At 64.0% G+C, this 22743-nt stretch carries 21 protein-coding genes; 13 read left to right on the plus strand and 8 right to left on the minus strand.

Annotated elements, in window-relative coordinates:
* From EOC93_RS17990 to EOC93_RS18005, 4 genes are all read left to right on the plus strand, one after another.
* Positions 1–1054, plus strand: a 1054-nt coding sequence (locus EOC93_RS17990; protein WP_164759184.1) for a spermidine/putrescine ABC transporter substrate-binding protein, incomplete at its 5' end; no start/stop codon positions are given.
* A gap of 70 nt (positions 1055–1124) precedes the next feature.
* Positions 1125–1988 (plus strand): ABC transporter permease, encoded by an 864-nt coding sequence (locus EOC93_RS17995; RefSeq protein WP_127205284.1) that lies wholly within the window; start codon positions 1125–1127, stop codon positions 1986–1988.
* Complete coding sequence (locus EOC93_RS18000; protein WP_127205285.1) at positions 1988–2800, plus strand: ABC transporter permease; 813 nt, start codon at positions 1988–1990, stop codon at positions 2798–2800. The genes EOC93_RS17995 and EOC93_RS18000 overlap by 1 nt, the downstream gene beginning before the upstream one ends.
* A gap of 10 nt (positions 2801–2810) precedes the next feature.
* A complete protein-coding gene (locus tag EOC93_RS18005; protein ID WP_127205286.1) occupies positions 2811–3572 on the plus strand; it encodes a glucose 1-dehydrogenase in 762 nt (253 codons plus the stop codon).
* Between the two features lie 15 nt (positions 3573–3587).
* On the opposite strand, the gene EOC93_RS18010 is transcribed toward EOC93_RS18005, so the two are convergent.
* The 8 genes from EOC93_RS18010 to EOC93_RS18055 all read right to left on the minus strand — a co-directional run bounded on the left by EOC93_RS18010 (position 3588) and on the right by EOC93_RS18055 (position 11368).
* On the minus strand, positions 3588–5096 hold the full coding sequence (locus tag EOC93_RS18010; RefSeq protein WP_127205287.1) for an aldehyde dehydrogenase family protein: 1509 nt from the start codon (positions 5094–5096) through the stop codon (positions 3588–3590).
* A 19-nt stretch (positions 5097–5115) separates the two neighbouring features.
* The gene (locus EOC93_RS18015) at positions 5116–5460 is read right to left on the minus strand and encodes a cupin domain-containing protein (protein WP_095484963.1); all 345 of its coding nucleotides are present in this window, start codon (positions 5458–5460) and stop codon (positions 5116–5118) included.
* A 30-nt stretch (positions 5461–5490) separates the two neighbouring features.
* Entirely contained in the window at positions 5491–5841 is a 351-nt protein-coding gene (locus EOC93_RS18020; RefSeq protein ID WP_095484964.1) for a cupin domain-containing protein, read from the minus strand.
* 235 nt (positions 5842–6076) lie between these two features.
* Entirely contained in the window at positions 6077–7351 is a 1275-nt protein-coding gene (locus EOC93_RS18030) for a glycosyltransferase (protein ID WP_127205288.1), read from the minus strand.
* 18 nt (positions 7352–7369) lie between these two features.
* Positions 7370–8443: an ABC transporter ATP-binding protein gene (locus EOC93_RS18035; protein ID WP_127205289.1), complete on the minus strand. Its 1074-nt coding sequence runs from the start codon at positions 8441–8443 to the stop codon at positions 7370–7372.
* Positions 8440–9234: an ABC transporter permease gene (locus EOC93_RS18040; RefSeq protein ID WP_127205290.1), complete on the minus strand. Its 795-nt coding sequence runs from the start codon at positions 9232–9234 to the stop codon at positions 8440–8442. Before EOC93_RS18040 ends, EOC93_RS18035 begins: the two co-directional genes overlap by 4 nt.
* Entirely contained in the window at positions 9227–10069 is an 843-nt protein-coding gene (locus tag EOC93_RS18045; protein ID WP_127205301.1) for an ABC transporter permease, read from the minus strand. Before EOC93_RS18045 ends, EOC93_RS18040 begins: the two co-directional genes overlap by 8 nt.
* A gap of 234 nt (positions 10070–10303) precedes the next feature.
* Positions 10304–11368 carry a spermidine/putrescine ABC transporter substrate-binding protein gene (locus EOC93_RS18055; RefSeq protein WP_127205292.1) on the minus strand — a complete coding sequence of 355 codons (1065 nt, stop codon included), beginning with the start codon at positions 11366–11368 and terminating at the stop codon, positions 10304–10306.
* Between the two features lie 240 nt (positions 11369–11608).
* Here EOC93_RS18055 and EOC93_RS18060 point away from each other — a divergent pair, with 240 nt between their 5' ends.
* The 9 genes from EOC93_RS18060 to EOC93_RS18105 all read left to right on the plus strand — a co-directional run bounded on the left by EOC93_RS18060 (position 11609) and on the right by EOC93_RS18105 (position 22732).
* A complete protein-coding gene (locus EOC93_RS18060; RefSeq protein ID WP_126104399.1) occupies positions 11609–12547 on the plus strand; it encodes a GntR family transcriptional regulator in 939 nt (312 codons plus the stop codon).
* A gap of 11 nt (positions 12548–12558) precedes the next feature.
* Positions 12559–13842 (plus strand): glycosyltransferase, encoded by a 1284-nt coding sequence (locus EOC93_RS18065; RefSeq protein ID WP_095485126.1) that lies wholly within the window; start codon positions 12559–12561, stop codon positions 13840–13842.
* Positions 13843–13846: 4 nt separating this feature from the next.
* Positions 13847–15232, plus strand: a complete 1386-nt coding sequence (locus EOC93_RS18070) for a glutamine synthetase family protein (protein WP_164759185.1) — start codon at positions 13847–13849, stop codon at positions 15230–15232.
* Positions 15232–16521: an FAD-binding oxidoreductase gene (locus tag EOC93_RS18075; RefSeq protein WP_095484971.1), complete on the plus strand. Its 1290-nt coding sequence runs from the start codon at positions 15232–15234 to the stop codon at positions 16519–16521. Before EOC93_RS18070 ends, EOC93_RS18075 begins: the two co-directional genes overlap by 1 nt.
* Positions 16522–16573: 52 nt before the next feature.
* Positions 16574–17779 (plus strand): 3-oxoadipyl-CoA thiolase, encoded by a 1206-nt coding sequence (gene pcaF / locus EOC93_RS18080; RefSeq protein ID WP_095484972.1) that lies wholly within the window; start codon positions 16574–16576, stop codon positions 17777–17779.
* Positions 17780–17943: 164 nt separating this feature from the next.
* Positions 17944–18975: a BMP family protein gene (locus tag EOC93_RS18085; protein ID WP_095484973.1), complete on the plus strand. Its 1032-nt coding sequence runs from the start codon at positions 17944–17946 to the stop codon at positions 18973–18975.
* A gap of 270 nt (positions 18976–19245) precedes the next feature.
* Positions 19246–20736, plus strand: coding sequence for an ABC transporter ATP-binding protein (locus EOC93_RS18095; RefSeq protein WP_095484974.1), 1491 nt, complete (start codon positions 19246–19248; stop codon positions 20734–20736).
* Complete coding sequence (locus EOC93_RS18100; protein ID WP_095484975.1) at positions 20736–21791, plus strand: ABC transporter permease; 1056 nt, start codon at positions 20736–20738, stop codon at positions 21789–21791. The genes EOC93_RS18095 and EOC93_RS18100 overlap by 1 nt, the downstream gene beginning before the upstream one ends.
* On the plus strand, positions 21788–22732 hold the full coding sequence (locus EOC93_RS18105) for an ABC transporter permease (RefSeq protein WP_127205293.1): 945 nt from the start codon (positions 21788–21790) through the stop codon (positions 22730–22732). The genes EOC93_RS18100 and EOC93_RS18105 overlap by 4 nt, the downstream gene beginning before the upstream one ends.
* The last annotated feature ends 11 nt before the right edge of the window (positions 22733–22743 follow it).

The following is a 22743-nucleotide window of genomic DNA, read 5'->3' on the forward strand; positions in this document are numbered from 1 at the left end:
CTGTCTGGGCGTGGCAACGGCGGTGATGGCCCGCGAACTCGGCATCATGCCCTCGCCCGCCTTCGCCCAGGAGGGTCTTGGCGACCGCATGTCGATCGCCACCTGGCCCAATTATCATGACCCGGCGACGTTCGAGAATTTCAAGGCGGAGACCGGCGTTGCTGTCGAGGTCAATGTGTTCGGGTCAAACGAGGAGATGCTGGCCAAGCTGCAGGCTGGCGCCTCGGGCTGGAGCCTTTTCGTGCCGACCAACTACACGATCTCCACCTACAAGAAGCTCGACATCATCGAAGCGCTCGACATGGCCAAGCTTGCCAATTTCGACGGCTCGCAGCAGGACGCGCGCTTCACTGGGGAAGGCACGATCGACGGCGCGACCTACGCTGTGCCGAAGAATTGGGGCACCACCGGATTTGCCGTCAACACCAAGAAGCTGACCAAGCCGATAACGAGCTGGAAGGAATTCTGGGACACGGCCATGGCGGAGGGCGACGGCCGGACCATGGTCCATGACTACCAGCTCACCACGATCGGCAATGCGCTGAAATATTTCGGTTTCTCGTTCAACTCGCTGAAGCCGGACGAACTCGCCAAGGCGGAAGAATTGCTGCTGAAGGTCAAGCCGCATCTGTTCGCGGTTTCCAGCGATTATCAGCCGTCGATGCGTGCCGGCGACGCCTGGATGACGATGTGCTGGACCAATGACGGGGCGCAGCTCCACCGCGACATTCCCGAGATCGCTTATGTGCTTGGCAAGGAGGGCGGCGAGATCTGGACCGACTTCTATGCCATTCCAAAGGATGCGCCCAACAAGCCCGCCGGCTATGCCCTGCTCAACTACCTGATGGACCCGAAAGTCGCGGTCAAGGAGCACCTGGCCAACGGCGCGCCTTCCACCGACGCGCGGGTCAATGCGCTGCTGCCTAAGGAGGTGCTGGACAATCCGATCCTCTACCCGGCGGCCGAACTATTGACTCCGCTGGAATTCGGTGCGGCTGCGACGCTGACCGATCCGGCCCGGGCCGAACTGATGGCCCGCTTCAAGTCGGCTTGAACCGGCCATAGGTCCGATGCAGGCAACTCACCCGGCGGGCAGATGTCCGCCGGCACCGGGGCGGTTTTCAATGCGCAGCAATGTCCTTCGTCATAATCTGCTGACCGCGCTGCTGCTCGGTCCAGCAACCGCGTGGCTGGTGGTGTTTCTGGTCCTGCCGTTCGTCGCGATCGTTGTCTTCAGCGTCGGCGAGCGGGCGCCTGAAGGCGGCTATCAGGCCGCTTTCACCTTTGCGCAGTATGCCAATCTTCCGGCACGGGCGACTGCCTTCTGGAACACGATGGTGCTGGCGCCGGCGGGCGCCTTGGCCTGTCTGCTCGTCGCCTATCCGGTCGCCTATTATCTCGCCTTGCGCGCGCCGGAGCGGTGGCGGCTGATCCTGCTGGCGCTTGTCGTCATCCCGTTCTGGACCAGCCTGCTGATGCGAACCTATGCCTGGATGTATGTTCTGGGCGGGCGCGGCATCCCGGCATTGCTGGCCTATGTCGGGTTTGAGGACGTGCGGCTGATAAACACGCCGGGCGCGGTCCTGCTCGGCATCGTCTATGGCTATCTGCCGCTGATGATCCTGCCGATCTATGTCAGCCTCGAGCGGCTCGATCGCCGGCTGCTGGAAGCCTCCGCCGATCTCGGCGCGACGCCGATCTCGACATTCCTTGGCGTGACGCTGCGGCTGTCGCTGCCAGGTGTGATGACCGGCTTCTCGCTGGTCATGATCCTGCTGCTCGGCGAATATCTGATCCCGACGCTGCTCGGTGGCGGCAAGGTCTTCTTCATCGGCAACGCGCTGGTCGATCTGTTCCTGCAATCACGCAACTGGCCGTTCGGATCGGCAATCGCGATCACGTTGGTTCTGGTTTCGGTGGTGGTGCTGCTTGTCGCCAACCGCATTTCGACCCGGCTTTCGGGTGCCCGCCGGGTGGACCTGATCTGATGCGCGCCTTCGTCGTCGCGGTCTTCGCATTTCTCTACCTGCCGATCGCGCTTGTGGTGCTGTTCTCCTTCAATGCCGGCCGCCACGCCAGCGAGCTCACCGGCCTGTCGGTGCAATGGTACGGCAAGGCGCTGTCGAACCCGTTTCTGGTCGAGGCACTGAAGAACAGCCTGTTCATCGCCACCACCAGCGCCTTGCTCGCAGCACTGTGCGGCACGGCGGCGGCGCTTGGCCTAGCGCGCGTCGGCGCGCGGACACGAGCCGTTTTCGATGCGCTTTTGGGTGCTGCGATCGTCGTTCCGGGCGTCGTCATCGGCATCTCGACGCTGGTCGCGCTCGTCCAGCTGTTTGGGGTCGTCAATCCATTTCTCGCGTCGCTGTGGCCGAACGACCAGCCGCCACGCCTGGCGCTCGGCTACGGCTCGATCATCGCCGCGCATGGCCTGTTTTCGATGGCGCTGGTGGCGATGATCGTCGGCACACGCCTTGGAAGCCTCGACCGAAATCTGGTCGAGGCCTCGAGCGATCTCTACGCCACCCCGCTGACGACATTCCGCTCGATCGTGTTGCCGCAGATCATGCCGGCGGTGATCGCCGGCTTCCTGCTCGCCTTCACCTTCTCCTTCGACGATTTCATCGTCGCCTTCTTCGTCGCCGGCGCACAGACCACGTTGCCGATCTATGTCTTTGCCTCGATCCGGCGCGGCGTGACGCCCGAAATCAACGCCGTCGCGACGATCGTCCTCGTCGCCTCGGTGCTGCTTGTGGTGCTTGCCCAATGGCAATTGCGCCAACGCAAACCATCAAACTGAAAGTCGCATCATGATTCTGAAAGATCGCATCGCCGTGGTGACCGGCGCCGGGTCGGGCATCGGGCGCGCCGGTGCCATGATCATGGCCAGTGAAGGGGCGGTGGTGGTGATCGCCGACAGGGATCAGGCTGCCGGCGAAGCCACGGCTTCCGACATCCGTGCCGCCGGTGGACGGGCCGAGGCGGTCGCGACCGATGTCGGCGACGACGCGGCGGTCGAGGGACTCATCACGGGCACACTGAGCAAACATGGTCGGATCGATATCCTGCACAACCACGCCGGCGTCCAGGTCGGCGGCACGCTGACCGAAGTCGGCGTCGACGGCATGGATGCCTCCTGGCGGATCAACGTACGGGCGCAGTTCCTCGCGGCCAGGCTCGTCATGCCGTCGATGATCGAACAGGGCGGCGGTGTCATCGTGAACACCGCCTCGAATTCGGGTGTGTTCTATGACCGCGAGATGATCGCCTACGCAACCTCAAAACATGCCGTGGTGGCGATGACCCGGCAGATGTCGCTCGACTATGCCCAGCACAATGTCCGCATCAACGCGCTCTGTCCGGGCTGGGTCGACACGCCGTTCAACGAGCCGTTCATCGCTCAGATGGGCGGGCGGGATGCGATCGAGCGCTATGTCCGCACCAAGATTCCCATGCAGCGCTGGGCCAGCGCGGAAGAAATAGCCGAAGCGATCCTGTTCCTCGTCTCCGATCGCTCGTCCTTCATGACCGGCCAGGCTTTGGTGATCGACGGCGGCGAGAGCATCGGCTGACGCAGCCTTCGTACCTCATACGTGCTTGCGGCCGCCGGCTTCGCGGAACCAACTGTCGGGATAAGGATACCACCAGTCCTGGATCGCCGGCTTGTGGTCGATGATCACCATCTTCGAGCGGCGGAAGGCATCGAGCCCCTGGCGTCCAAGTTCGCGGCCGAGGCCCGACGCCTTCCAGCCGCCGAAAGGCAGCGCGTCATTGTCGATCAGCGGATTGTTGACCCAGACCATGCCGGCCTCGAGCCGCTCCGCAGCCTCATGCGCTTCGGCAAGATCGGTGGTGAAGACCGAGGCGCCGAGCCCGAATGGGCTGTCATTGGCAAGCTTTATCGCCTCGTCGAAATCCTTGACCCGGCAGATCGCGGCGACCGGTCCGAAACACTCTTCGCGCACGATCGCCATGTCTGATGTGACGCCGGTCAGGATCGTCGGCTCGTAGAACCAGCCGACATTGTGCGCCGGCGGAATGCGCCCGCCGGTGACCGCCTTGGCGCCGCTGCGGATCGCATCGTCGACCAGACGCATGACTTTCGCCCGCGCCGCCTCGCTGACCAGCGGCCCGATCTCGGTCTTGTCCAAGCCGTTGCCGATGCGCAGCGCACGTGTCTTCCGCGCAAACAGCTCGACAAAACGGTCGTGAACGGCATCAACGACGAAAAACCGTTCGGCCGAGGTGCAGACCTGGCCGGTAAGATGGAACGCGGCAGTGACGCTGCCGGCCGCCGCTATATCAAGCGGAGCGTGTTGGCTGATGATCAGCGGATCGCTGCCGCCCGCCTCGATAACGCACGGCTTCATGCGTTCGGCGCAGGCGACGGCGACAGCCTTGCCGGCGGCGACCGAGCCGGTGAAGGCGACCGCGTGGGTACGGTCCGAAGCGATCAGCGCCTGCGCGGTGGCCGCCCCGCCCGGCAGGCAGGAAACCAGGCCCTCCGGCAAGGAGCGGAACACGGCCATGTAATCCAGCGTCGACAATGTCGTCGCTTCGGCCGGCTTGATCACGCAGGCATTGCCGGCGGCGAGCGAAGCGGCGACGGTCCAGCACATCAACAGGATGGGGAAATTGTAGGGCATGATGTGCACCGAGGTGCCGTAAGGCTCGTAGCGCGCGTACTGGAACGAACCGGCCTGCGTCGTGCCGGCAATCTTGCCGGCATCGTCACGCGCCATTTCGGCGTAATAGCGGAAGATCGGCGCGCAATTGGCGATCTCGCCGATCGCTTCCGGATAGGGCTTGCCCATCTCGCGCACCATCAGCTCGGCGCAGCGCGTGAAGTCGGCCGCCTCGATGGCGTTCGCGACTGCATGCAGATGCTTGGCGCGGCTCTTGGCGTCGAGTTTCTTCCAAGCCGCTTGCGCCTTGGTCGCCGCGGTGAGCACAGCGTCGATCTCGCCATCGGCTGCGGCAGCGATGGCGCCCACGGTTTCGAGCGTCGCCGGATCGATCACCGGTTTTCTTGTGCCGGCCATCGGCCGGTAATCCGGATTGACGAAGAAAGCCGGCCGGTCAGCGAAGAATTCCATGGTCTTCCTTTCAAACCGCTCAGCGGATCATGTAGACCTTCTTGATCGTCTCATGGACGGTGCAGACGCCTTTCCAGTCCTGCGGAAAGTATGCCGCCGTGTCCGGCTCGATCTCGATCACCTCGCCGGATTCATGCACATAGGTGCAGCGGCCCTCGAGGAAGTGGCAGAACTCGTCGCGGGTGACGTGGCAGTGCCATTTGCCCGGGGTGCAGACCCACAGCCCGCATTCGGAGCGACCGTCCGGCCCCTTGTGCAGCAGCTTGCCGGAGGTGCGGGATTCGCCCTCGATCATGGTGGGAATGACGCCCCAGTCGACGAGGTCGGTGATGGCGAGCGGCGATTTCATGATTGGCGTTGGCATTTCGTGAAGCTCCAGTGCGGCAGGCGTGAGTCAGGCCAGCATGTAGACGTTGCGGATGGTCTCATGGACGGTGCATTCGCCGGTCCAACCGGCCGGGAACATGACAAGCGTGGCGGCGGAGATTTCTATCACCTCGCCGTCGTCCGATCTGTAGGTCGCGCGGCCGGCAACGAAATGGCACAATTCGTCGCGCGGAATCGCCAGACGCCAGCGGCCGGGCGTGCAGACCCAAATGCCGGATTCCGGCTGGTTGTTCGGTCCCTTGTGGGCGAGCCTGCCGGTGGAGTGGGACGCGCCTTCCAGCGCGTCGGGCTGGGCGCCCCAGTCGACAAGGTCGGTGCGGGTCGAGGCCTGGTGGAGATGCGGCGCGGAGGAGGTCATGCGGGTGCTCCGGTTCGACGCTCATTTTCGAGATGGCTTCGCTCTACGGCGCCCCCCTCTGTCCTGCCGGACATCTCCCCCTCAAGGGGGGAGATTAGCAGCTTCGGCGCCCTGTTCACTCCTGCGATGTTGGTGATTGGCGAAAGCCGAGGTGACATCCAATCTCCCCCCTTGAGGGGGAGATGGCCGGCAGGCCAGAGGGGGGTGCCTTGGCTCGGCATGTCGAACATCGCGCTCACAGCAATTTCTCCAGCAGCCCGGCCGCTTTCTCCGGGCCGTTCTGCGACTGCATCTGCGCCGACGTTTTCGTCAGCTTGGCTTTGATTGCCGTGTCGGTCAGGCAGGCTTCGATCTTGGCGATCAGCGCGGCGTCGCTCCAATCATAGCGCGGCATGCCGAAGCCGTGGCCGGTTTCCTCGACCCGTGTAGCGTTGTCGTGGCCGTCCCAGACATAAGGCATGATGATCGCCGGCTTGCCGAAATAGAGGCACTCGGTGAATGAGTTGTTGCCGCCATGGTGGATCACCGCATCGACCTGCGGGATGACCGAGGGCTGTGGAAACCAGCTCTCGACGATGACGTTTTCGGGCACTTGCGCGTACTGGTCCTTGTAGCCGCCGACATTGACCAGCGCCCGGTAGCGCGTCTTGCCTAGCGTCGCGATAATGCGCTTCAGTAGGTCGACATCACCGGCGCCAAGGCTGCCGAAGGAAACGTAGAGCAGCGGCCCGTCGTTATTCTTCGTAAAAGTCGGCACCGTGTAGGGTTTCTCCTGCCGCACGCAGCCTTCCAGATACTGGAATTTTGCCGGGTCGAGCGGATGGCGGCGCCTGAACTTTGCCGCCTCGGGATAGAGCAGCAGATTGAGGTAGGGCGAGGCCTCGAAGAACTGGCCGATCGGATAAGGCGCTTCGTTGTTGGCAGTGAGGAACGCGTTGAAGTCGTCATGGATCGGCTTGATGACCGCGTTGAAATGGTCGCGGTAGCGCTGATGGCAGGCGTGGTCGTTCTCGCCGCAGCCGGACAGATGCGGCGGGATGTCCTCGTCCTCGATCTCGTTCTCCGAGCATGAGATGACGCGCACCCACGGCTTGCCATACTGCTTGATCGCCGGGAACAGGATGACGTTGTCGACGCAGATGACGTCGGGCTTGATCGTCGCAAGCACACCGGGCAGGTCCTTCTCAGCCCATTTGGCGCTGTCGACGATCGCCGTCCAGCAATCCTTCACGTAGTTGTCGACCTGGTCGTAGGGCGACTTGCGGAAGTTCGGGATATGGCCGTTGATGAAGTCTTCCCAGAACTTGGCCATCTGTTCGGGCGGCATCGGCTCGGAAAGGTTCACCGGATGGGCTTCGAAGCCGTAGCCCTTGTAGACGTCGATAAAGCCGGGATCCGACAGGAACACCGCTCTATGGCCGCGCGCCTCGACTGCCTGGGCGATGCCGACGGAATTGAGCGCCGGGCCATAGGCCGCTTCCGGAAAAAACGCGATCGTCTTCTGCGCCATGAAAGCTTCTCCTTCCAATCAATCTGCGAAAATTCTGACGTCGGCGGCATCCCAGCCGAGCTCGACCGCATCGCCTGACGCAACTGGGCGTCGGTCGGCGGCGTCGGCGGTGACGCGCACCAGGAACGGCTTTGGCGACAGGGCGGTGCGGACATGCAGCTGCAGGTCGAGACCCTGATAGGCCAGCGCCTCGACGATGCCAGCAACACGGTTGGCCGTTTCTGGCGACGGGAACAGCCGGATGCGTTCGGGCCGCACTGAAGCGACTGCCGCAGCGCCGGGCGAAAGTGTTGCGGGAACATTGCCTGATATCCGCGCGCCGTTGGCCGCCAGCACGCCGTCGCCGGTGGCCTTGCCCGGCACGAAATTCATCACGCCGATGAAGTCGGCGACGAAGCGGTCCGCCGGATACTCGTATACCGCGTGCGGCGTGTCGCATTGCAGCAGCTTGCCGTCCCTCAGCACCGCCATGCGGTCAGCCATGACAAGCGATTCTTCCTGGTCATGGGTGACGATGACGAAGGTGATGCCGACCTCGTGCTGGAGGCGCTTCAGCTCCAGCTGCATGGCGCCACGCAATTTCTTGTCGAGCGCGCCGAGCGGCTCGTCAAGCAGCAGCAGCCGTGGTCGCTTGACCAGCGCCCGGGCAAGCGCGACGCGCTGCTTCTGCCCGCCCGACAATTGCTCCGGCTTGCGGTCGGCGAAGGCGACGAGCTCGGTCGTTGCCAGGATGGCGTCGACGCGGGAGCGGATTTCTTTTGCCGGCAAACGTTCCATTTCGAGGCCGTAGGAAACATTGGCCCTGACGCTCATATGCGGAAACAGCGCATAGGACTGGAACATCAGATTGACCGGCCGCTTGTTGGGCGGCGTCCTGGCGATGTCGCGGCCGTCGAGCAGGATGCGGCCGTCATTGGGCGTCTCAAAGCCGGCCAGCATGCGCAGCAGCGTGGTCTTGCCGCAGCCTGAAGGTCCAAGCAGGGCGAAGAACTCGTTCTCGCGGATATCGAGCGAAATGCCGTCGACGGCGGTCACCCGGCCGAAATTCTTCGACACCTTGTCGATCGCCAGCAGCGTGCGGGGCTCGTTCATTGGCCGATGACCCCGCGGTTGAGCCGCTGCGACAGGGTCAACGCGGTGATCGAGACCGCCATGACGATAGTTGCCAATGCATTGATCTCCGGCGTGATGCCGAAGCGGATCATCGAATAGATCTGCATCGGCAGCGTGGTCGAGGCGCGGCCGGCGCCGGCGGTGAAGAAAGCGATGATGAACTCGTCGACCGACAGGGTGAAGGCGAGCAGCGCGCCGGCGACCACCGCCGGCAGGATGACCGGCAATGTCACCCGCCTGAAGGTGGTGAGCGCGGAAGCGCCGAGATCGGCGGACGCCTCGACGATCGACCAGTCGAAGCTTTTCAGCCGGGCGCGCACCACCGAGCAGACGAAGGCGAGGTTGAACACGACATGGGCGAGGATGATGGTGTGCAGGCCCAGGGTGAAATCGAGCATGGAGAAGAAGCTGAGCAGCGCGATCGCCAGCACGATGTCGGGAATGATCATCGGCGCAAAGATCAGCGCCTCGAGGCCTCTTCCATACTGCCGGCGCATTTCGACGCCGATGGCCAGCAGCGTGCCGAGCAGCGTGGCGATTGCCGTCGAGACAAGCGCCACGATCAGCGTGTTAAGGGCGGCGGAAAGGATCGCGGCGTTTCCGGCGAGCGAGGCATACCATTTCAGCGAAAAGCCCGACCAGACGGTCGGCAGCCCGCCTTGGTTGAAGGACAGCGCCACCAGCACGGCGATCGGGATGTAGAGAAAGGCGAAGACGAACGAAAGCACGAGCCAGAGCGTGCGACGCGTGGCAGGGGAGCGTTCAGCCATCCGCGCCTCCTTTCGCTTCGGCGATACGGCCAGCGGCGCGATCTGCGGCCAAAGCCTGCGCGGTCAGCACCAGCAGCATTATAGCGATCAGCGCCATCGCCAGCGCCGCGCCGAAGGGCCAGTCATTGGCGGTCAGGAACTGGTCGTAGACGAGATTGCCGATCATCTGGAAGCGGCCGCCGCCGAGCAGCGCCGGCGTGACGAAATTGCCGATCGACAGCACGAAGACGAAGACCGCCCCGGCGGCAATGCCAGGCACGGTCAGCGGCAGTATGACCCGGCGAAATGTTGTCATGGCCGAAGCGCCGAGATCGCGCGATGCTTCGGCGAGCTCCGGATTGAGCCGCGACAGCGGCGCGTAGCAGGCCAGGATGACGAAGGGCAGGTAATTGTAGACCAGTCCGGCGATGACGGCGCCTTCGGCATAAAGCATCGACGGCGGCTCGCCGGTGTAGCCGAACCAGCGCAAGAGCTGCGTGATCAGACCTTCGCGGTTGAGCAGCACGATCCAGGCATAGGTGCGGATCAGGTAGTTCGACCAGAACGGCAGCACGGCGAAGAACAGGAACACCGGCTGCCACCGGCGGGGTGCTGCCGCGATCGCATAGGCGGCGGCATAGCCGATCACCACCGCGATCAGCGTTGCCGTGCCGGCGATGCGTGCCGAATTGAGGAAGATGCCGGCATAGAGCGGGTCGAACACCAGCCCGAAATTCTCCAGCGTGAAGGTGTATTCGATGCCGCCATAGATGCCGCGCCGGAAGAAGGCGAGCGCCAGCACCAGCGCGCATGGCACCACCATCAAGGCGGTGAGCCAGGCCAGCGCCGGCGCCATCAGCAACGAGGAGCGGGAAGGTTGCGTCAAGTCGCACCCCCCTCTGGCCTGCCGGCCATCTCCCCCTCAAGGGGGGAGATTAGCAGTTCCAACCTCTCGCTTACCTTCAAATATTGAAGATTGGCGAAAGCGACGCCACAGCCAATCTCCCCCCTTGAGGGGGAGATGGCCGGCAGGCCAGAGGGGGGCGCGAAGGAACGCAAGCTTGCTTCCAGTAACCGAAATGGCAGGCAGTTACTGCGCGGCCTTGATCTCGCTGACGATCTTTGAATAGTCGCGCTGGGCGTCGCCGACGTCACGCAACTGCTCGAACTTGACGAGCTCGGCCACCGGCATGCCCATATTGGGAAACTTGGCGAGGAAATCGGCCGGCAGGCTTTCCATAGCCGGCTTGTTCGGCACCTTGTAGTCGATGTTCTGGGCCGCCCAGGCGTGGTTCTTGGCGTCCAGCATGAAGTTGATGAACTGGAAGGCGGCGTCCTTGTTGGCCGAGGCCTTCATCACCACCATCGTGTCGACCCACAGGTCCGAACCCTCTTTGGGGATGACGTATTTGATCTCAGGCTTCTCGGCGATGCCATAATTGCACCAGCCATCCCATGCCTGCACCATCAGCGCCTCGCCCGAGACCAGCTTTGAATAGAAGGTGGTGTCGTCATAGGCGAGCAAGGTCTTCTTGGCCGAGATCAGCAGGTCTTTGACCTCGGCGAGCTTGGCCGGATCGGTCTCGTTGACAGAATAGCCTTTGGCGAGCTGCCCGGCGGCAAGCAGCCAGCGGTCGGTCGCCAGCATGGTGGTCTTGCCCTTGAGTGCATCTGATGGGGCGAGAAGATCGTTCCAGCTGACCGGCTCGGTCTTTACCAGATCCGAGCGGTAGCAGAGGCCGGTGGTGCCCCAGGTGTAAGGCACGGAGAAATTGTTGCCGGCATCGTGCGGCAGCTTCGCCGCCTCGGGATAAAGATTGGCGAGGTTGGGGATCTTGGCGTGGTCGATCGTCTCGATCAGACCGAGCTTGTTCAGCACTTCGGCGAAGGGCGAGGAGACGAAGACCACGTCATAGCCCTTGCCGCCCGAAGCGACGAGCTTGCCCATGATCTCCTCATTGGTGGCGTGGACGACGACCTCACCGGAAACGCCGGTCGCGGCCTTGAAGGCGGCCATGGCATCCGGCGCCATGTAGCCATCCCAGTTGGAAATGACGAGGTCGGCGGCAGAAGCCGGCGCCGACAGCGTCAGGGCGAGACCAAGCGCAATCGAAGATATCTTTAACGGATGGCGCAGGCGGGTTGAGGCGGTCATTACAGACTCCCATTCTGGTTGATCGTCGAATTCAATCAATCGTCGGACCAGCGCTTGCGACCATGCCGCCGCTTCGATCCTGTTCCCCGGTCTTTTTGTTGCCGATTGACCTTACAGTACTCTTGCAGAAAAAAGTACGTCAATCCATAATTTGGAAAATCGCTGCGAAACCTGGCCGATTGTGTCTGCAAGGGCGATCGGTCAAGCCGCAGCGGTCAAGTCCGTTCATGAGAAATCGCCATGCAAGCCGCTGCCAGACGACCGCGCACCAACCATCTCGATCTCGCTCAGCGCATCCTGGATGTGGCCCGGCAACGCGGCTTCGAAGCCGGTGCTCATCTTCCGGAACAGCAGATCGCGTCTCTCTGCAACGTTTCGCGGACTCCGGTGCGGGCCGCATTGCGCCTGCTCACCGAAAAAGGCGTCGTGCGCTGGGAGGCTGAATCGGGCTACCGCCTTGCGGTGGACCTAACCAGCCAGGCGACTCTTGCCACCGATCTGCCTGTTACCGAGGAGGACGAGCTCGCGGAGATGATCCTGCGTGATCGGTCGGCGCGCCGGCTGGATCAGACGGTGACCATCGGCGCGCTGATGCGGCGGTATGATGCCGAGCGGAAGACGGTACTAAAAGCGTTAAAGAAACTGACAGATGAAAATCTTCTGGACCGCGCGCCGGGTCAGTCCTGGCTGTTCAGGCGGGCGCCCGATGATCCGGAGGCACAAGGGGAAAGCTACGAGTTCCGCCTGCTGCTCGAACCTGCCGCCATTCTGGCGCCTGGCTTCCGGCTGGACGGGACCCGCGCGGCGGCATTGCGCCAGGGCATGGAAGCACTGCTGTCGCTGCCCGATGCCGCATTCGACACCAAAGAGTTCCAGCGCCTGGACATCGACTTTCACGGCCTAATCGCCGATGGCGCCGCCAACCGGTTCGTCACCGACGCGCTGTCCGACCATCTCAGGCTGCGCCGGCTGCCAGGGACCTATGCCGGCGTCAACGTCTTCCGGCTGAAGCAGTCGCTGCGCGAGCACCTGACCATACTCGACCAATTGGAAAGCCGGCAGTATGAGGTTGCGGCCGACCTGCTTCGCGTCCACTTGCGGCTTTCCCGCAGCCAGCGGCCGCAGGCGGCCAGTCGCGGGGCCCCCGCATTGTTCGGCATGATCAGCCGGCCGGCTTGACGAGGACCATAGTGACGCGCAAAGCCAGCCCGACCATCGCGCTGTTTCCCGAAGCGAGCTTTGGCGCGGCGCTCAATTGCGTCGGCATCGCGCAGGCCTTGCGCGCTCGTGGCGCCCGGCCGGTGTTCATCTGCCATGCCGGCTTCTCCGGCGTGTTTGCCGACTATGGTTTTCAGGAATACCAGTTGCCGACCGACGAGCCGCTGACCGACAGCGAACGCCAGAGCTATTGGCAGGCTTTCGTGCGCCGGCATCTGCCGCATTTCAGGCTGAGCCCGATCGACCAGCTCGAGACCTACGTCGCCCCGACCTGGGAAGCGATTGTCGACACCGCCGTCAATGCCGAGGCGCCGCTGCGCCAATTGCTGGCGCGGCTGAAGCCGGACGCGGTCGTGCTCGACAATGTCATCATGTTTCCGGCGCTGGCTTCCGCCGGCTGCCCATGGGTGCGCGTCGTCTCCTGCGCCGAGACCGAGTTGCCCGACCCCGATGTACCGCCTTATCTTTCCGGTCTCGCCGCCGACGACCCGAGCCGCGCAGCCTTCGAGGCGCGTTACCTGGCAGCGGTCGCCCCGGCCCACGACCGCTTCAACCGGCTTCGGGCGGATGCCGGTCTTGCGTCCTTGCCGAAGGGTCTTTTTCTCGAAGCTTCGCCCGACCTCAATTTGCTGCTGACGCCGACGATCGTGCGCAGGGAGCGGGCAGAGCCGCTCGACCCGGCCCGCTTCGTCTATCTCGAAGGCTGTGTCCGTTCGGAAGGGCCGTTCGACGTGCCGGTCTTTCCGCGCAATGACGGGCCGCTGGTCTATCTCAGCTTCGGCAGCCTGGGCGCCATGGATGTCGGCCTGATCGAGCGCATGCTCGCCGTGTTCGACCGGCTTCCGGCTCGCTTCATCGTCAATGTCGGCGGTCTGCGTGACACCTATCGCGCGGTTCCGGACAATGTCTATCTCGATGCCTGGTTTCCGCAGCCATCGGTCGTTGCGAAATCCGACCTCTTCATCCATCACGGCGGCAACAACAGCTTTTGCGAAGCTCTGCGTTTCGGCGTGCCGTCGCTGATCATGCCCTATTGCTGGGACGGGCACGACAATGCGCAACGTGCCGAGGAAACCGGCGTCGGCCGTCACCTCAGCCGCGATGGCTGGAGCGACGATGAACTGGAAAACGCCATCCTTGGCCTAATGGCCGACGGCGAAATGCGCTTTCGTCTCAAGGAGAATGCGGCCACCATGGCACGGGCGCCGGGAACGGACGCCGCCGCCGAAGCCATTCTCGCCCTCGCAAGGACGTGACCTGATGCTCAAGACCACAACAACGGATGCACCTGAAATGACCCCAATGGACGATCCGAAAGGATGGCTGGAGCAGCAGGGGATCAGGGAAGTCGAGTGCCTGGTGCCGGACGTGAACGGCGTGTTGCGCGGCAAGACCTTGCCGACGGCCAAGTTCCTGAAGTCGCTCGAGGATCGCGCGCTCTACCTGCCGAGCAGCGCCTTCCTGGTCTGCATCGACGGCCGCTATTCCGGTTCCAACGACGAGGGTTTTGGCTATCAGGACCCCGATATGCGGATGGTGCCGGATGTCGCGACGCTCTGCCTTGCGCCCGGCGCCGGAGCAGGCAGGGCCTATGTCTTTGCCGATGCGTTTCACATGGACGATCGGCCGTGGATGGCCTCGCCGCGTCATGTCCTAAGGGCCGTGCTTGATCTCTATCGCCAGCGCGGATGGCGGGCGGTGGTGGCGCCGGAGCTCGAATTCTACCTGACCGCTCCCAATCCCGATCCCGATCGGCCGCTGACAGCTCCGGTCGGGCGCAATGGCCGCTCCGAAACCGTGCAGCATCCCTATGACATGGCGGCGCTGGAGGAGTTCGAGCCGGTGATCCAGCGGCTCTACGACTACGCGGCAAAGGCCGGGCTGCCGCTCGACACGTTGATCCATGAGTCGGGCACGGCGCAGCTCGAGATCAATTTCCTGCATGGCGACGCGCTGCCGCTGGCCGACAAGGTGCTGCTGTTCAAGCGAATGACGCGCCAGGCCGCGCAGGAATACGGCATGCACGCAACCTTCATGGCCAAGCCGATCGCAGCACAAGCCGGCAGCTCCATGCATCTCCACATGTCGGTCATCGACGAGGCCGGGAACACGCTGTTTGCCGGGCGTGACGATGCCGACACCGAGATGTTCGGGCATTTCATCGGCGGCCTGCAGAAGTACATTCCCGAGGTGATGCCGCTGTTTGCGCCGAACGTGAACTCGTTCCGCCGCATCCGGCCGAACCACAGCGCGCCGGCCAACATCGAGTGGTCGCATGACAACCGCTCCTGCGGCCTGCGCGTGCCGGCCGGCGGGCGCGCCGCGCGGCGGGTGGAAAACCGGCTGCCCGGCGCCGATTCCAATCCCTATCTGGCGATGGCCGGCTCTCTGCTCTGCGGCTATCTCGGCGTCGAGGAAAAGCTCTCGCGCTCGCCCGAGGCATCGGGCAACGCATATCGCAGCAAGAGCACGCTGCCGAAAACCATGGAGGAGGCGCTCGACCGTTTCGCCGCGTGCAGTCCGGTCCGGGAGTTGCTCGGCGAGGATTTCTTCCAGACCTATCTGCGCGTCAAGAGCGTCGAGCTCGACCTGTTCCAAAGCGTCGTCACGAGCTGGGAACGCGATCATCTGCTGCTCAAGGTGTGATGATGGGCTTCAATTCCGGCCTGGATATCGGCAAGTCCTACTACGTCGCGACGGCCAATCCGGCGCCCGATCATCCGGCGCTGCAAGGCGACGTTGACGCCGATCTGGTGGTGGTCGGCGGCGGCTGCACCGGCCTGTCCGCGGCTCTTCATGCCGCCGAGCGCGGGCTGAAGGTCGTGCTCTTGGAAGGCGGCAAGATCGGATGGGGAGCGTCCGGGCGCAATGGCGGCCAGATCATCCCCGGCCTGCGCAAGGGCGCCAAGGGTCTGGTCAAGCTTTATGGGCCCGAACGGGCGCGGGCGCTGTTCGACCTCGCCTTCGAGGCGCGCGGGCTGGTGCTCGACCTGATCGAGCGCCACGCCATCGATTGCGACCTCCGGCTGACCGGCCACCTCGCCGGTGCGGTCAATAGCTCCGACCTGCGCGACCTCGAAGAAGAGGCCGAGTGCCTTGCCACCGTGATGAATTTTCATGACATCGAGATGCTGTCGGCAGCGCAGGCGCGCGGAATGGTAAACACGCCCTATCACGGCGCGATGTACGAGAAGCTCGGCGGCCATATGCATTCGCTGAACTATACGCTGGGTCTTGCCCGCGCGGCGGCAGCGGCGGGCGTCACCATCCACGAAAATTCGGTGGCGCTGCGGCTGGAGCGGCAACCTTCCATCCGGGTTTCGACGGCCAAGGGCTCGGTCCGGGCTAGGCATGTCGTGCTGGCTGGCGACGCCCTGCTCCAGGGGCTCGAGCCGCGCGTCAACAGCCGCATCATGCCGGTCGGCAACTACATCATCGCGACCGAGCCGCTGGACGACACGAGCGACGTCATCCCAAGCAATGTGGCCGTTTCCGACACGCGCTTCGTGGTCAACTACTACCGGCTGTCGGCGGATGGCCGCCTGCTGTTCGGTGGCGGCGAGCGCTACACGCCGTCGCCGCCAGCCGACATTGCTGGCTTCGTGCGGCCGCATATGGAAAACACTTTTCCGCAATTGCGCGGTCGCCGCATCGACCATGCCTGGGGCGGGCTCGTCTCGGTGACGACATCGCGCCTGCCTGATGTCGGCCACTATGGCGAGGTCTATTTCGCGCATGGCTATTCCGGCAAGGGCGTGATCCTGTCGACGCTGTCGGGAAAGCTGCTCGCCGAGGCGATCACCGGCGATACGTCGGGGCTCGACCTGTTTTCGACACTGAGGCCAATGCCGTTTCCCGGCGGCACCGCCCTGCGCGGTCCGCTGTATGTGCTCGGCATGCTTTGGTACGCCATGCGCGATCGCATCAAGCATTGAGGATCGGCAAGTGAGTCCGCACCAGGGAAACGCAAAAGAGAAAGCTGCATAGATGGCCGAAGCCTACATCTGCGACTACATCCGCACGCCGATCGGGCGCTTTGGTGGGCAGTTGGCATCGGTCCGCGCCGACGATCTTGGCGCGATACCCCTGAGGGCGCTGGTCGAGCGCAATCCCAGCATCGACTGGGCTGATATCGATGACGTCATGTATGGCTGCGCCAACCAGGCTGGCGAGGACAACCGCAATGTGGCGCGCATGGCGCTGCTGCTCGCCGGACTGCCCAAGGAGATTTCCGGCTCGACCGTCAATCGCCTCTGCGGTTCGGGTATGGACGCCGTGATCATCGCCGCGCGCGCCATCAAATCAGGCGAGGCAGAGCTGATGATAGCGGGCGGCGTTGAATCGATGAGCCGCGCGCCCTTCGTCATGCCCAAGGCGGAGACCGCGTTTTCGCGCAATGCCGAGATCTACGACACCACCATCGGCTGGCGTTTCGTCAATCCGCTGATGAAGCAGCAGTACGGCATCGATTCGATGCCGGAGACCGGCGAGAATGTCGCAGAAGAGTATGCCATCTCTCGCGCGGACCAGGATGCCTTTGCCGTGCGCAGTCAGGACAAGGCGGTCGCCGCACAAGCCAGCGGCCGGCTGGCGAAGGAGATCACGCCCGTAACGATTCCGCAGCGCAAGGGCGATCCGGTGGTTGTCAGCAAGGATGAACACCCGCGCGCGGGCACGACGATCGAGGCGCTGGCGAAATTGCCGACGCCGTTCCGGCAAGGCGGCACGGTCACCGCCGGCAACGCGTCGGGCGTCAATGACGGCGCCGCGGCGCTGATCGTCGCCTCGGAAGCGGCCGTGAAGAAATATGGCCTGACGCCGATCGCCCGCATCCTCGGCGGTGCGGCCGCCGGCGTGGCGCCGCGCATCATGGGCATCGGCCCGGTGCCGGCGACGCAGAAACTGTGTGCGCGGCTTGGTCTGAAGCCGACAGACTTCGACGTCATCGAGCTCAATGAAGCCTTTGCCTCCCAAGGCATCGCCGTGCTTCGCCAACTCGGCGTTGCCGAGGACGCGGAGCACGTCAACCCGAATGGCGGCGCCATCGCGCTCGGCCACCCGCTCGGCATGTCGGGTGCGCGCATATCAGGCACTGCGGCGCTCGAACTTCGCGAACGCGGCGGGCGCTATGCGCTCGCCACCATGTGCATCGGCGTCGGCCAAGGCATCGCCGTGGCGCTGGAGGGGCTATAAAACAAGATCAGGCGCCGGCCGCGGCTTGCCATGACGGGCGGCCGGCTGCAGCTTCCCGGCAAATTTGACCATGTGGACAAAGGTCGGACGCCGTTCCATAGTTCCCTCGCTGATAATTCAAAGAAACAGCCGGCTCGACACGGCGTCAATCAGAGGGGCATGCAATGGAAAATGGGAAGAGCAAAATCCAATCGAAACGCGAAGGACTTTCGCGACGCAATTTGCTGGAACTGGGCGCGCTCGGCCTGGCGGCAGCCATGCTGCCGGGCCAAGCCTTGGCGCAGGACAAGAAGCTGAAGGTGGCGGCGATCTTCGCCACGCCGATCGAGGAGCCATGGGACCACCAGATCCATGTCGCCCTGCAGAGGGCCGAGAAGGAACTCGGCATCGAGTACAAATGGTCGGAGAAGGTGCAATCGGCCGATTTCAGCCGGGTCATGCGCGAATATGCGCAAGGCGGCTATGAGCTGGTTCTCGGCGATGCTTTCGCCGCCGAGCGCGAATCCCGCCGAACCGCCAAGCAGTTCCCGAAGGTCGCCTTCCTGTTCGGCTCCGGCGCCGGGCCGGCCGAGCCGAATTTCGCAGTCTTCGACAACTGGATCCACGAGCCGGCCTATCTCTCCGGCCTGATCGCCGGAAAGATGTCGAAATCAGGCACGATCGGCGCCGTCGCGGCAATGGGCATTCCGGAAGTGAACCGGCTGGTCAACGCCTTCTTTGCCGGTGCCAGGGAGGTCAATCCTGATATCAAGAGGAAGGTCGCTTTCATCGGCTCCTTCTTCGATCCGCCGAAGGCAAAGGAAGCGGCGATCGCCCAGATCGACGCCGGCGTCGACGTGATCTATGCCGAACGCTTCGGCGTCATCGAAGCGGCGGTCGAGAGGAAAATCCTCGCCATCTCCAACATGTCCGACCAGTCGAGCCTCGGCCCGGACACGGTGATCACCGGCCCGGTCTGGGACATGTATCCGACGGTCGAGCACGCGATCAAGCTGGTCAAGGCGGGTGTCTTCACCGCGCAGGATTACGGCGATTTCTCGCGCATGGCCAAGGGCGGCTCCTTTCTGGCGCCCTACCACAAGTTCGACAAGACGCTGCCTGCTGACGTCAAGGAGCTGGTCGAGAAGAGGAAGGCCGAAATCCTAGACGGCAATTTCCGCGTCGATGTCGACGAGAACACGCCGGTTTCGGATTAGAGCGCTGTCTTTTTTGGGGATCTGGCGCTTGTCGCACCCCCCTCTGGCCTGCCGGCCATCTCCCCCTCAAGGGGGGAGATTTGCAGCTTCGCCGACAGCGCCTTTTCTTCAGCGTTGACGATTTGCGAAAGCCGAAGTGACATCCAATCTCCCCCCTTGAGGGGGAGATGGCCGGCAGGCCAGAGGGGGGCGCATCCGTCGATCAAAGCTGAATCGTAGAGCCAATTCCGATCAGGAGCACCCGTGCCGAGGCCCGCCCCACTCATCGAAATGCGCGGCATCTCCAAGAGCTTCGGCGCCGTCAAGGCAAACGAAGCCGTCGATCTGAGCGTGGCACCCGGTGAAATTCTCGGGCTGCTGGGTGAAAACGGCGCCGGCAAGACGACGCTGATGAACGTGCTGTTCGGCGCCTATGCGCCCGATGCCGGCGAGATCCTGGTTCAGGGCCGTCCGGTGACGATCAACAGTTCGGCCGATGCGCTTGCCGCCGGCATCGGCATGGTGCACCAGCACTTCCATCTGGCGCCGCGGCTTTCGGTGCTGGAAAACCTGCTGATCGGCATTCCCGGAAAGTCGGGCCGGATCGATCGCGCCGGCGGGCTGGCGCGGCTGGGGGAGATCGGCCGGCAGCACGGGCTCACGCTCGATCCGGACCTTCCCGTCTCGGCACTCTCGGTCGGCGAGCAGCAGCGTCTCGAAATCGTCAAGGCGCTGTTTCGCGGCGCAAGGCTGCTGATCCTCGACGAGCCGACGGCGGTGCTGGCGCCGACAGAGGTCGACGGGCTGTTTTCGGCACTGCGGTCGATGGCGGCCCAGGGCCTCGGCATCATCTTCATCTCGCACAAGCTCAACGAGGTCAGGGCGCTGACCCATCGCTGCGTGGTGCTGCGGCATGGCCGCGTTGCCGGCCGTGTCGACGCGCCTGCCAGCACGACGTCCTCGGAGATGGCGCGGCTGATGTGCGGCCACGAGATCGTTCCGCCGGCCAGGGGACCATCGACGCCGGGTGCCGCGGTGCTGACGCTCGACGATATCTCGACGTCGCGGCATTCCGGCATGGCGCTGCGTGACGTGTCGCTTGCTGTGCGTGCCGGTGAGATCCTTGGCATTGCCGGTGTCTCGGGCAATGGCCAGCGGGCGCTGGCCGAGGTGATCTCCGGCGTTCGTGCGCCCGATGCCGGCCGGATGACCATAGCCGGCAAAATTGTCTCGCGGTTCTCGCCGCGCGAGGTGCAGGCGCTCGGTCTCGGGCGCATTCCGGAAGACCGCATGACGACCGGGCTGGTCACCAACCTGCCGCTCGCCGATTCGATGGTGCTGCCGCGCATCGGCACCGACGCGTTCAGCCGCAACGGCCTGCTCAGGCCCGACGCGATCCGCGCCTTCGCCGAGGCGCAGATCAAGGCCTATGACATACGCTGCCCCGGGCCGATGACACGGGCCGGAGCGCTGTCCGGCGGCAATCTGCAAAAGGCGCTGCTGGCGCGCGAGCTCGCCTTCGACCCAAAGGTGCTGATCGTGTCGCAGCCGACGCGCGGTCTCGACATCGGCGCGGCGCGCTTCATCCACGAAAAGTTCCTCGACATGCGCGCCAAGGGCTGCGGTATCATCGTCCTCGGCGAGGATCTCGAAGAGCTGCTCATGCTCTGCGACCGCATCGCGGTAATGTACGAGGGACGCATCGTCGGCACGCTCGCCAGCGCCGACGCCACCATCGCGCGGCTCGGCCTGATGATGACCGGGGCGGAGGGTCACGGCTGATGTTCCGCTTGGAAGCCCGCACCAACACGCCCGCCTGGTTCAATCTCGCTCTGCCGCTGCTGGCGATCGGGGCAGCGCTGGTGCTATGCAGCGGTCTGATCGCGCTGGCCGGCGCCGGCGTGATCGAGGCCTATGGCGTGATGTTTTCGGCGTCGCTCGGCGACAGCTATGCGATCACCGAAACGCTGGTGCGCGCAACGCCGATGATCTTCACCGGACTTGCCGTCGCCGTCGCCTTCCGCGCCAAATTCTGGAACATCGGCGCCGAGGGGCAGTTGCTTGCCGGCGCGGTGGCGAGCTGCGCGGTCGGCGCCATTCCGATGCCGGGGCCGCTCGCCATACTTCTCATGGCAGTGGCGGGTGCTGCAGCCGGCGCTGCGGTCGCCTTGGTGCCGGCGACGCTGCGCGTAAAATTCAGGGTTGATGACGTGGTCAGCTCACTGCTGCTCAATTCGGTCATCTTCTACGCCCTGATGGCGCTGATCGAAGGCCCGTGGAAAGACAGTTTCAGCGGCTACCCGATCTCACCGCCGATCGAGGATTCAGCGAATTTCCCGGTGCTGCTCGAAGGCACGCGGCTGCATCTCGGCGTCGTGGCGGCGTTCCTTGCCGCGCCGGTCATCTGGTTCCTGGTGATGCGCACGACGCTCGGCTTCAGGATCAGGATCATCGGCGAGAACCCCGAAGCGGCGCGCTATGGCGGTATCCATGTCGAGCGCGTGCTGATCTCGACAGCGCTGCTGTCGGGCGCGCTCGCCGGCCTTGCCGGCGTCGGCGAGGTCGGCGGCGTGCATTTCCAGGTGATGAGCGACATCTCGCCGGGCTATGGCTATTCCGGCATCGTCGTCGCCATGCTGGCGAGGCTCAATCCGCTCGGCGTGGTGCCGGCGGCGCTCTTCCTCGCCGCCGTCATGACCGGGGCCGAAGCGATGTCGCGGGCCACCGGCGTTCCGGCCTTCCTCAGCGACGTCATCCAGGGAACCGCGCTGCTCGCCATGCTGGTGGCGCTGCTGTTCACCGCCTACCGCATCCGCCGCGTGGGGACAGCCAAATGAGCGTGGTGCTCGAACAGATTTTTCAGGTCGGCTTCCTCGCCGCGATCATCCGCATCGCCACGCCTTTGGCTTTTGCGACGCTGGGCGAGATGTTCTCCGAGCGGGCCGGCGTGCTCAATCTCGGCATCGAAGGCATCATGCTGTTGTCGGCGATGACCGGCTTCACCGCGACCAACCTCAGCGGCAGCCTGTGGCTCGGCGTGCTGGCGGCAGTTGTCACCGGTGCGCTGATGGGTGCCCTGCATGCATTGTTCACGGTGGCGCTCGGCCTCAGCCAGCATGTCTGCGGCATCGGTGTCACGCTGTTCTCATCGGGGCTTGCCTATTTCCTCTACCGGCTGATCTTCGGCCAGCAATCGGTGCCGCCGAGCATCAAGAGTTTCGAAACGCTGCCGATCCCTGTTCTCTCCGACATCCCGGTGCTCGGGCCGGCGGTGTTCAATCAGTTTTCGCTGGTCTACATGGCGATCCTTGCGGTTCCCCTGGCCGCCTTCGTTCTCTACCGGACACCATGGGGCCTGTCGGTGCGCATGGTAGGCGAAAATCCGCGTGCCGCCGATTCGGCCGGCGTCGGCGTCATCGCCACGCGCTTCCAGGCGGTGATCCTCGGCGGCGCCTTGATGGGGCTGGCCGGCGCCTTCCTGTCGATGGTGCAGTTCAACGCCTTCACCTTCGGCCTCGTCTCGGGGCGCGGCTGGGTGGCGATCGCGCTCGTCGTCTTCGGCCGCTGGGACCCCTGGCGTTCGGCGGGGGCCGCCTTGCTGTTCGCCTTCGTCGATGCCTTGCAATTGCGCATGCAGGCGAGCGGACTCGGCCATATCCCCTATGAGGCGTTCCTGATGCTGCCCTTCATCTTCACCATCGTCGCCATGGCGGTGATGTCTCGCAACGCCGTCGCTCCTTCGGCGTTGCTCAAACCGTTTCGCCGGGAAGAACGCTGACAGCCAGGCGA

This window comes from Mesorhizobium sp. M6A.T.Ce.TU.002.03.1.1, assembly GCF_003997275.1.
GTDB classification, from domain to species: Bacteria; Pseudomonadota; Alphaproteobacteria; order Rhizobiales; family Rhizobiaceae; genus Mesorhizobium; species Mesorhizobium mediterraneum.

What these genes read in the sequence shown, in the direction of transcription:
- EOC93_RS17995 (WP_127205284.1), top strand. Translation starts at nt 1,125, where the DNA reads ATGCGCAGCAATGTCCTTCGTCATAATCTGCTGACCGCGCTGCTGCTC.
- EOC93_RS18000 (WP_127205285.1), top strand. Translation starts at nt 1,988, where the DNA reads ATGCGCGCCTTCGTCGTCGCGGTCTTCGCATTTCTCTACCTGCCGATC.
- EOC93_RS18005 (WP_127205286.1), top strand. Translation starts at nt 2,811, where the DNA reads ATGATTCTGAAAGATCGCATCGCCGTGGTGACCGGCGCCGGGTCGGGC.
- EOC93_RS18010 (WP_127205287.1), bottom strand. Translation starts at nt 5,096, where the DNA reads ATGGAATTCTTCGCTGACCGGCCGGCTTTCTTCGTCAATCCGGATTAC.
- EOC93_RS18015 (WP_095484963.1), bottom strand. Translation starts at nt 5,460, where the DNA reads ATGCCAACGCCAATCATGAAATCGCCGCTCGCCATCACCGACCTCGTC.
- EOC93_RS18020 (WP_095484964.1), bottom strand. Translation starts at nt 5,841, where the DNA reads ATGACCTCCTCCGCGCCGCATCTCCACCAGGCCTCGACCCGCACCGAC.
- EOC93_RS18030 (WP_127205288.1), bottom strand. Translation starts at nt 7,351, where the DNA reads ATGGCGCAGAAGACGATCGCGTTTTTTCCGGAAGCGGCCTATGGCCCG.
- EOC93_RS18035 (WP_127205289.1), bottom strand. Translation starts at nt 8,443, where the DNA reads ATGAACGAGCCCCGCACGCTGCTGGCGATCGACAAGGTGTCGAAGAAT.
- EOC93_RS18040 (WP_127205290.1), bottom strand. Translation starts at nt 9,234, where the DNA reads ATGGCTGAACGCTCCCCTGCCACGCGTCGCACGCTCTGGCTCGTGCTT.
- EOC93_RS18045 (WP_127205301.1), bottom strand. Translation starts at nt 10,069, where the DNA reads ATGGCGCCGGCGCTGGCCTGGCTCACCGCCTTGATGGTGGTGCCATGC.
- EOC93_RS18055 (WP_127205292.1), bottom strand. Translation starts at nt 11,368, where the DNA reads ATGACCGCCTCAACCCGCCTGCGCCATCCGTTAAAGATATCTTCGATT.
- EOC93_RS18060 (WP_126104399.1), top strand. Translation starts at nt 11,609, where the DNA reads ATGCAAGCCGCTGCCAGACGACCGCGCACCAACCATCTCGATCTCGCT.
- EOC93_RS18070 (WP_164759185.1), top strand. Translation starts at nt 13,847, where the DNA reads ATGCTCAAGACCACAACAACGGATGCACCTGAAATGACCCCAATGGAC.
- EOC93_RS18075 (WP_095484971.1), top strand. Translation starts at nt 15,232, where the DNA reads ATGATGGGCTTCAATTCCGGCCTGGATATCGGCAAGTCCTACTACGTC.
- pcaF (WP_095484972.1), top strand. Translation starts at nt 16,574, where the DNA reads ATGGCCGAAGCCTACATCTGCGACTACATCCGCACGCCGATCGGGCGC.
- EOC93_RS18085 (WP_095484973.1), top strand. Translation starts at nt 17,944, where the DNA reads ATGGAAAATGGGAAGAGCAAAATCCAATCGAAACGCGAAGGACTTTCG.
- EOC93_RS18095 (WP_095484974.1), top strand. Translation starts at nt 19,246, where the DNA reads ATGCGCGGCATCTCCAAGAGCTTCGGCGCCGTCAAGGCAAACGAAGCC.
- EOC93_RS18100 (WP_095484975.1), top strand. Translation starts at nt 20,736, where the DNA reads ATGTTCCGCTTGGAAGCCCGCACCAACACGCCCGCCTGGTTCAATCTC.
- EOC93_RS18105 (WP_127205293.1), top strand. Translation starts at nt 21,788, where the DNA reads ATGAGCGTGGTGCTCGAACAGATTTTTCAGGTCGGCTTCCTCGCCGCG.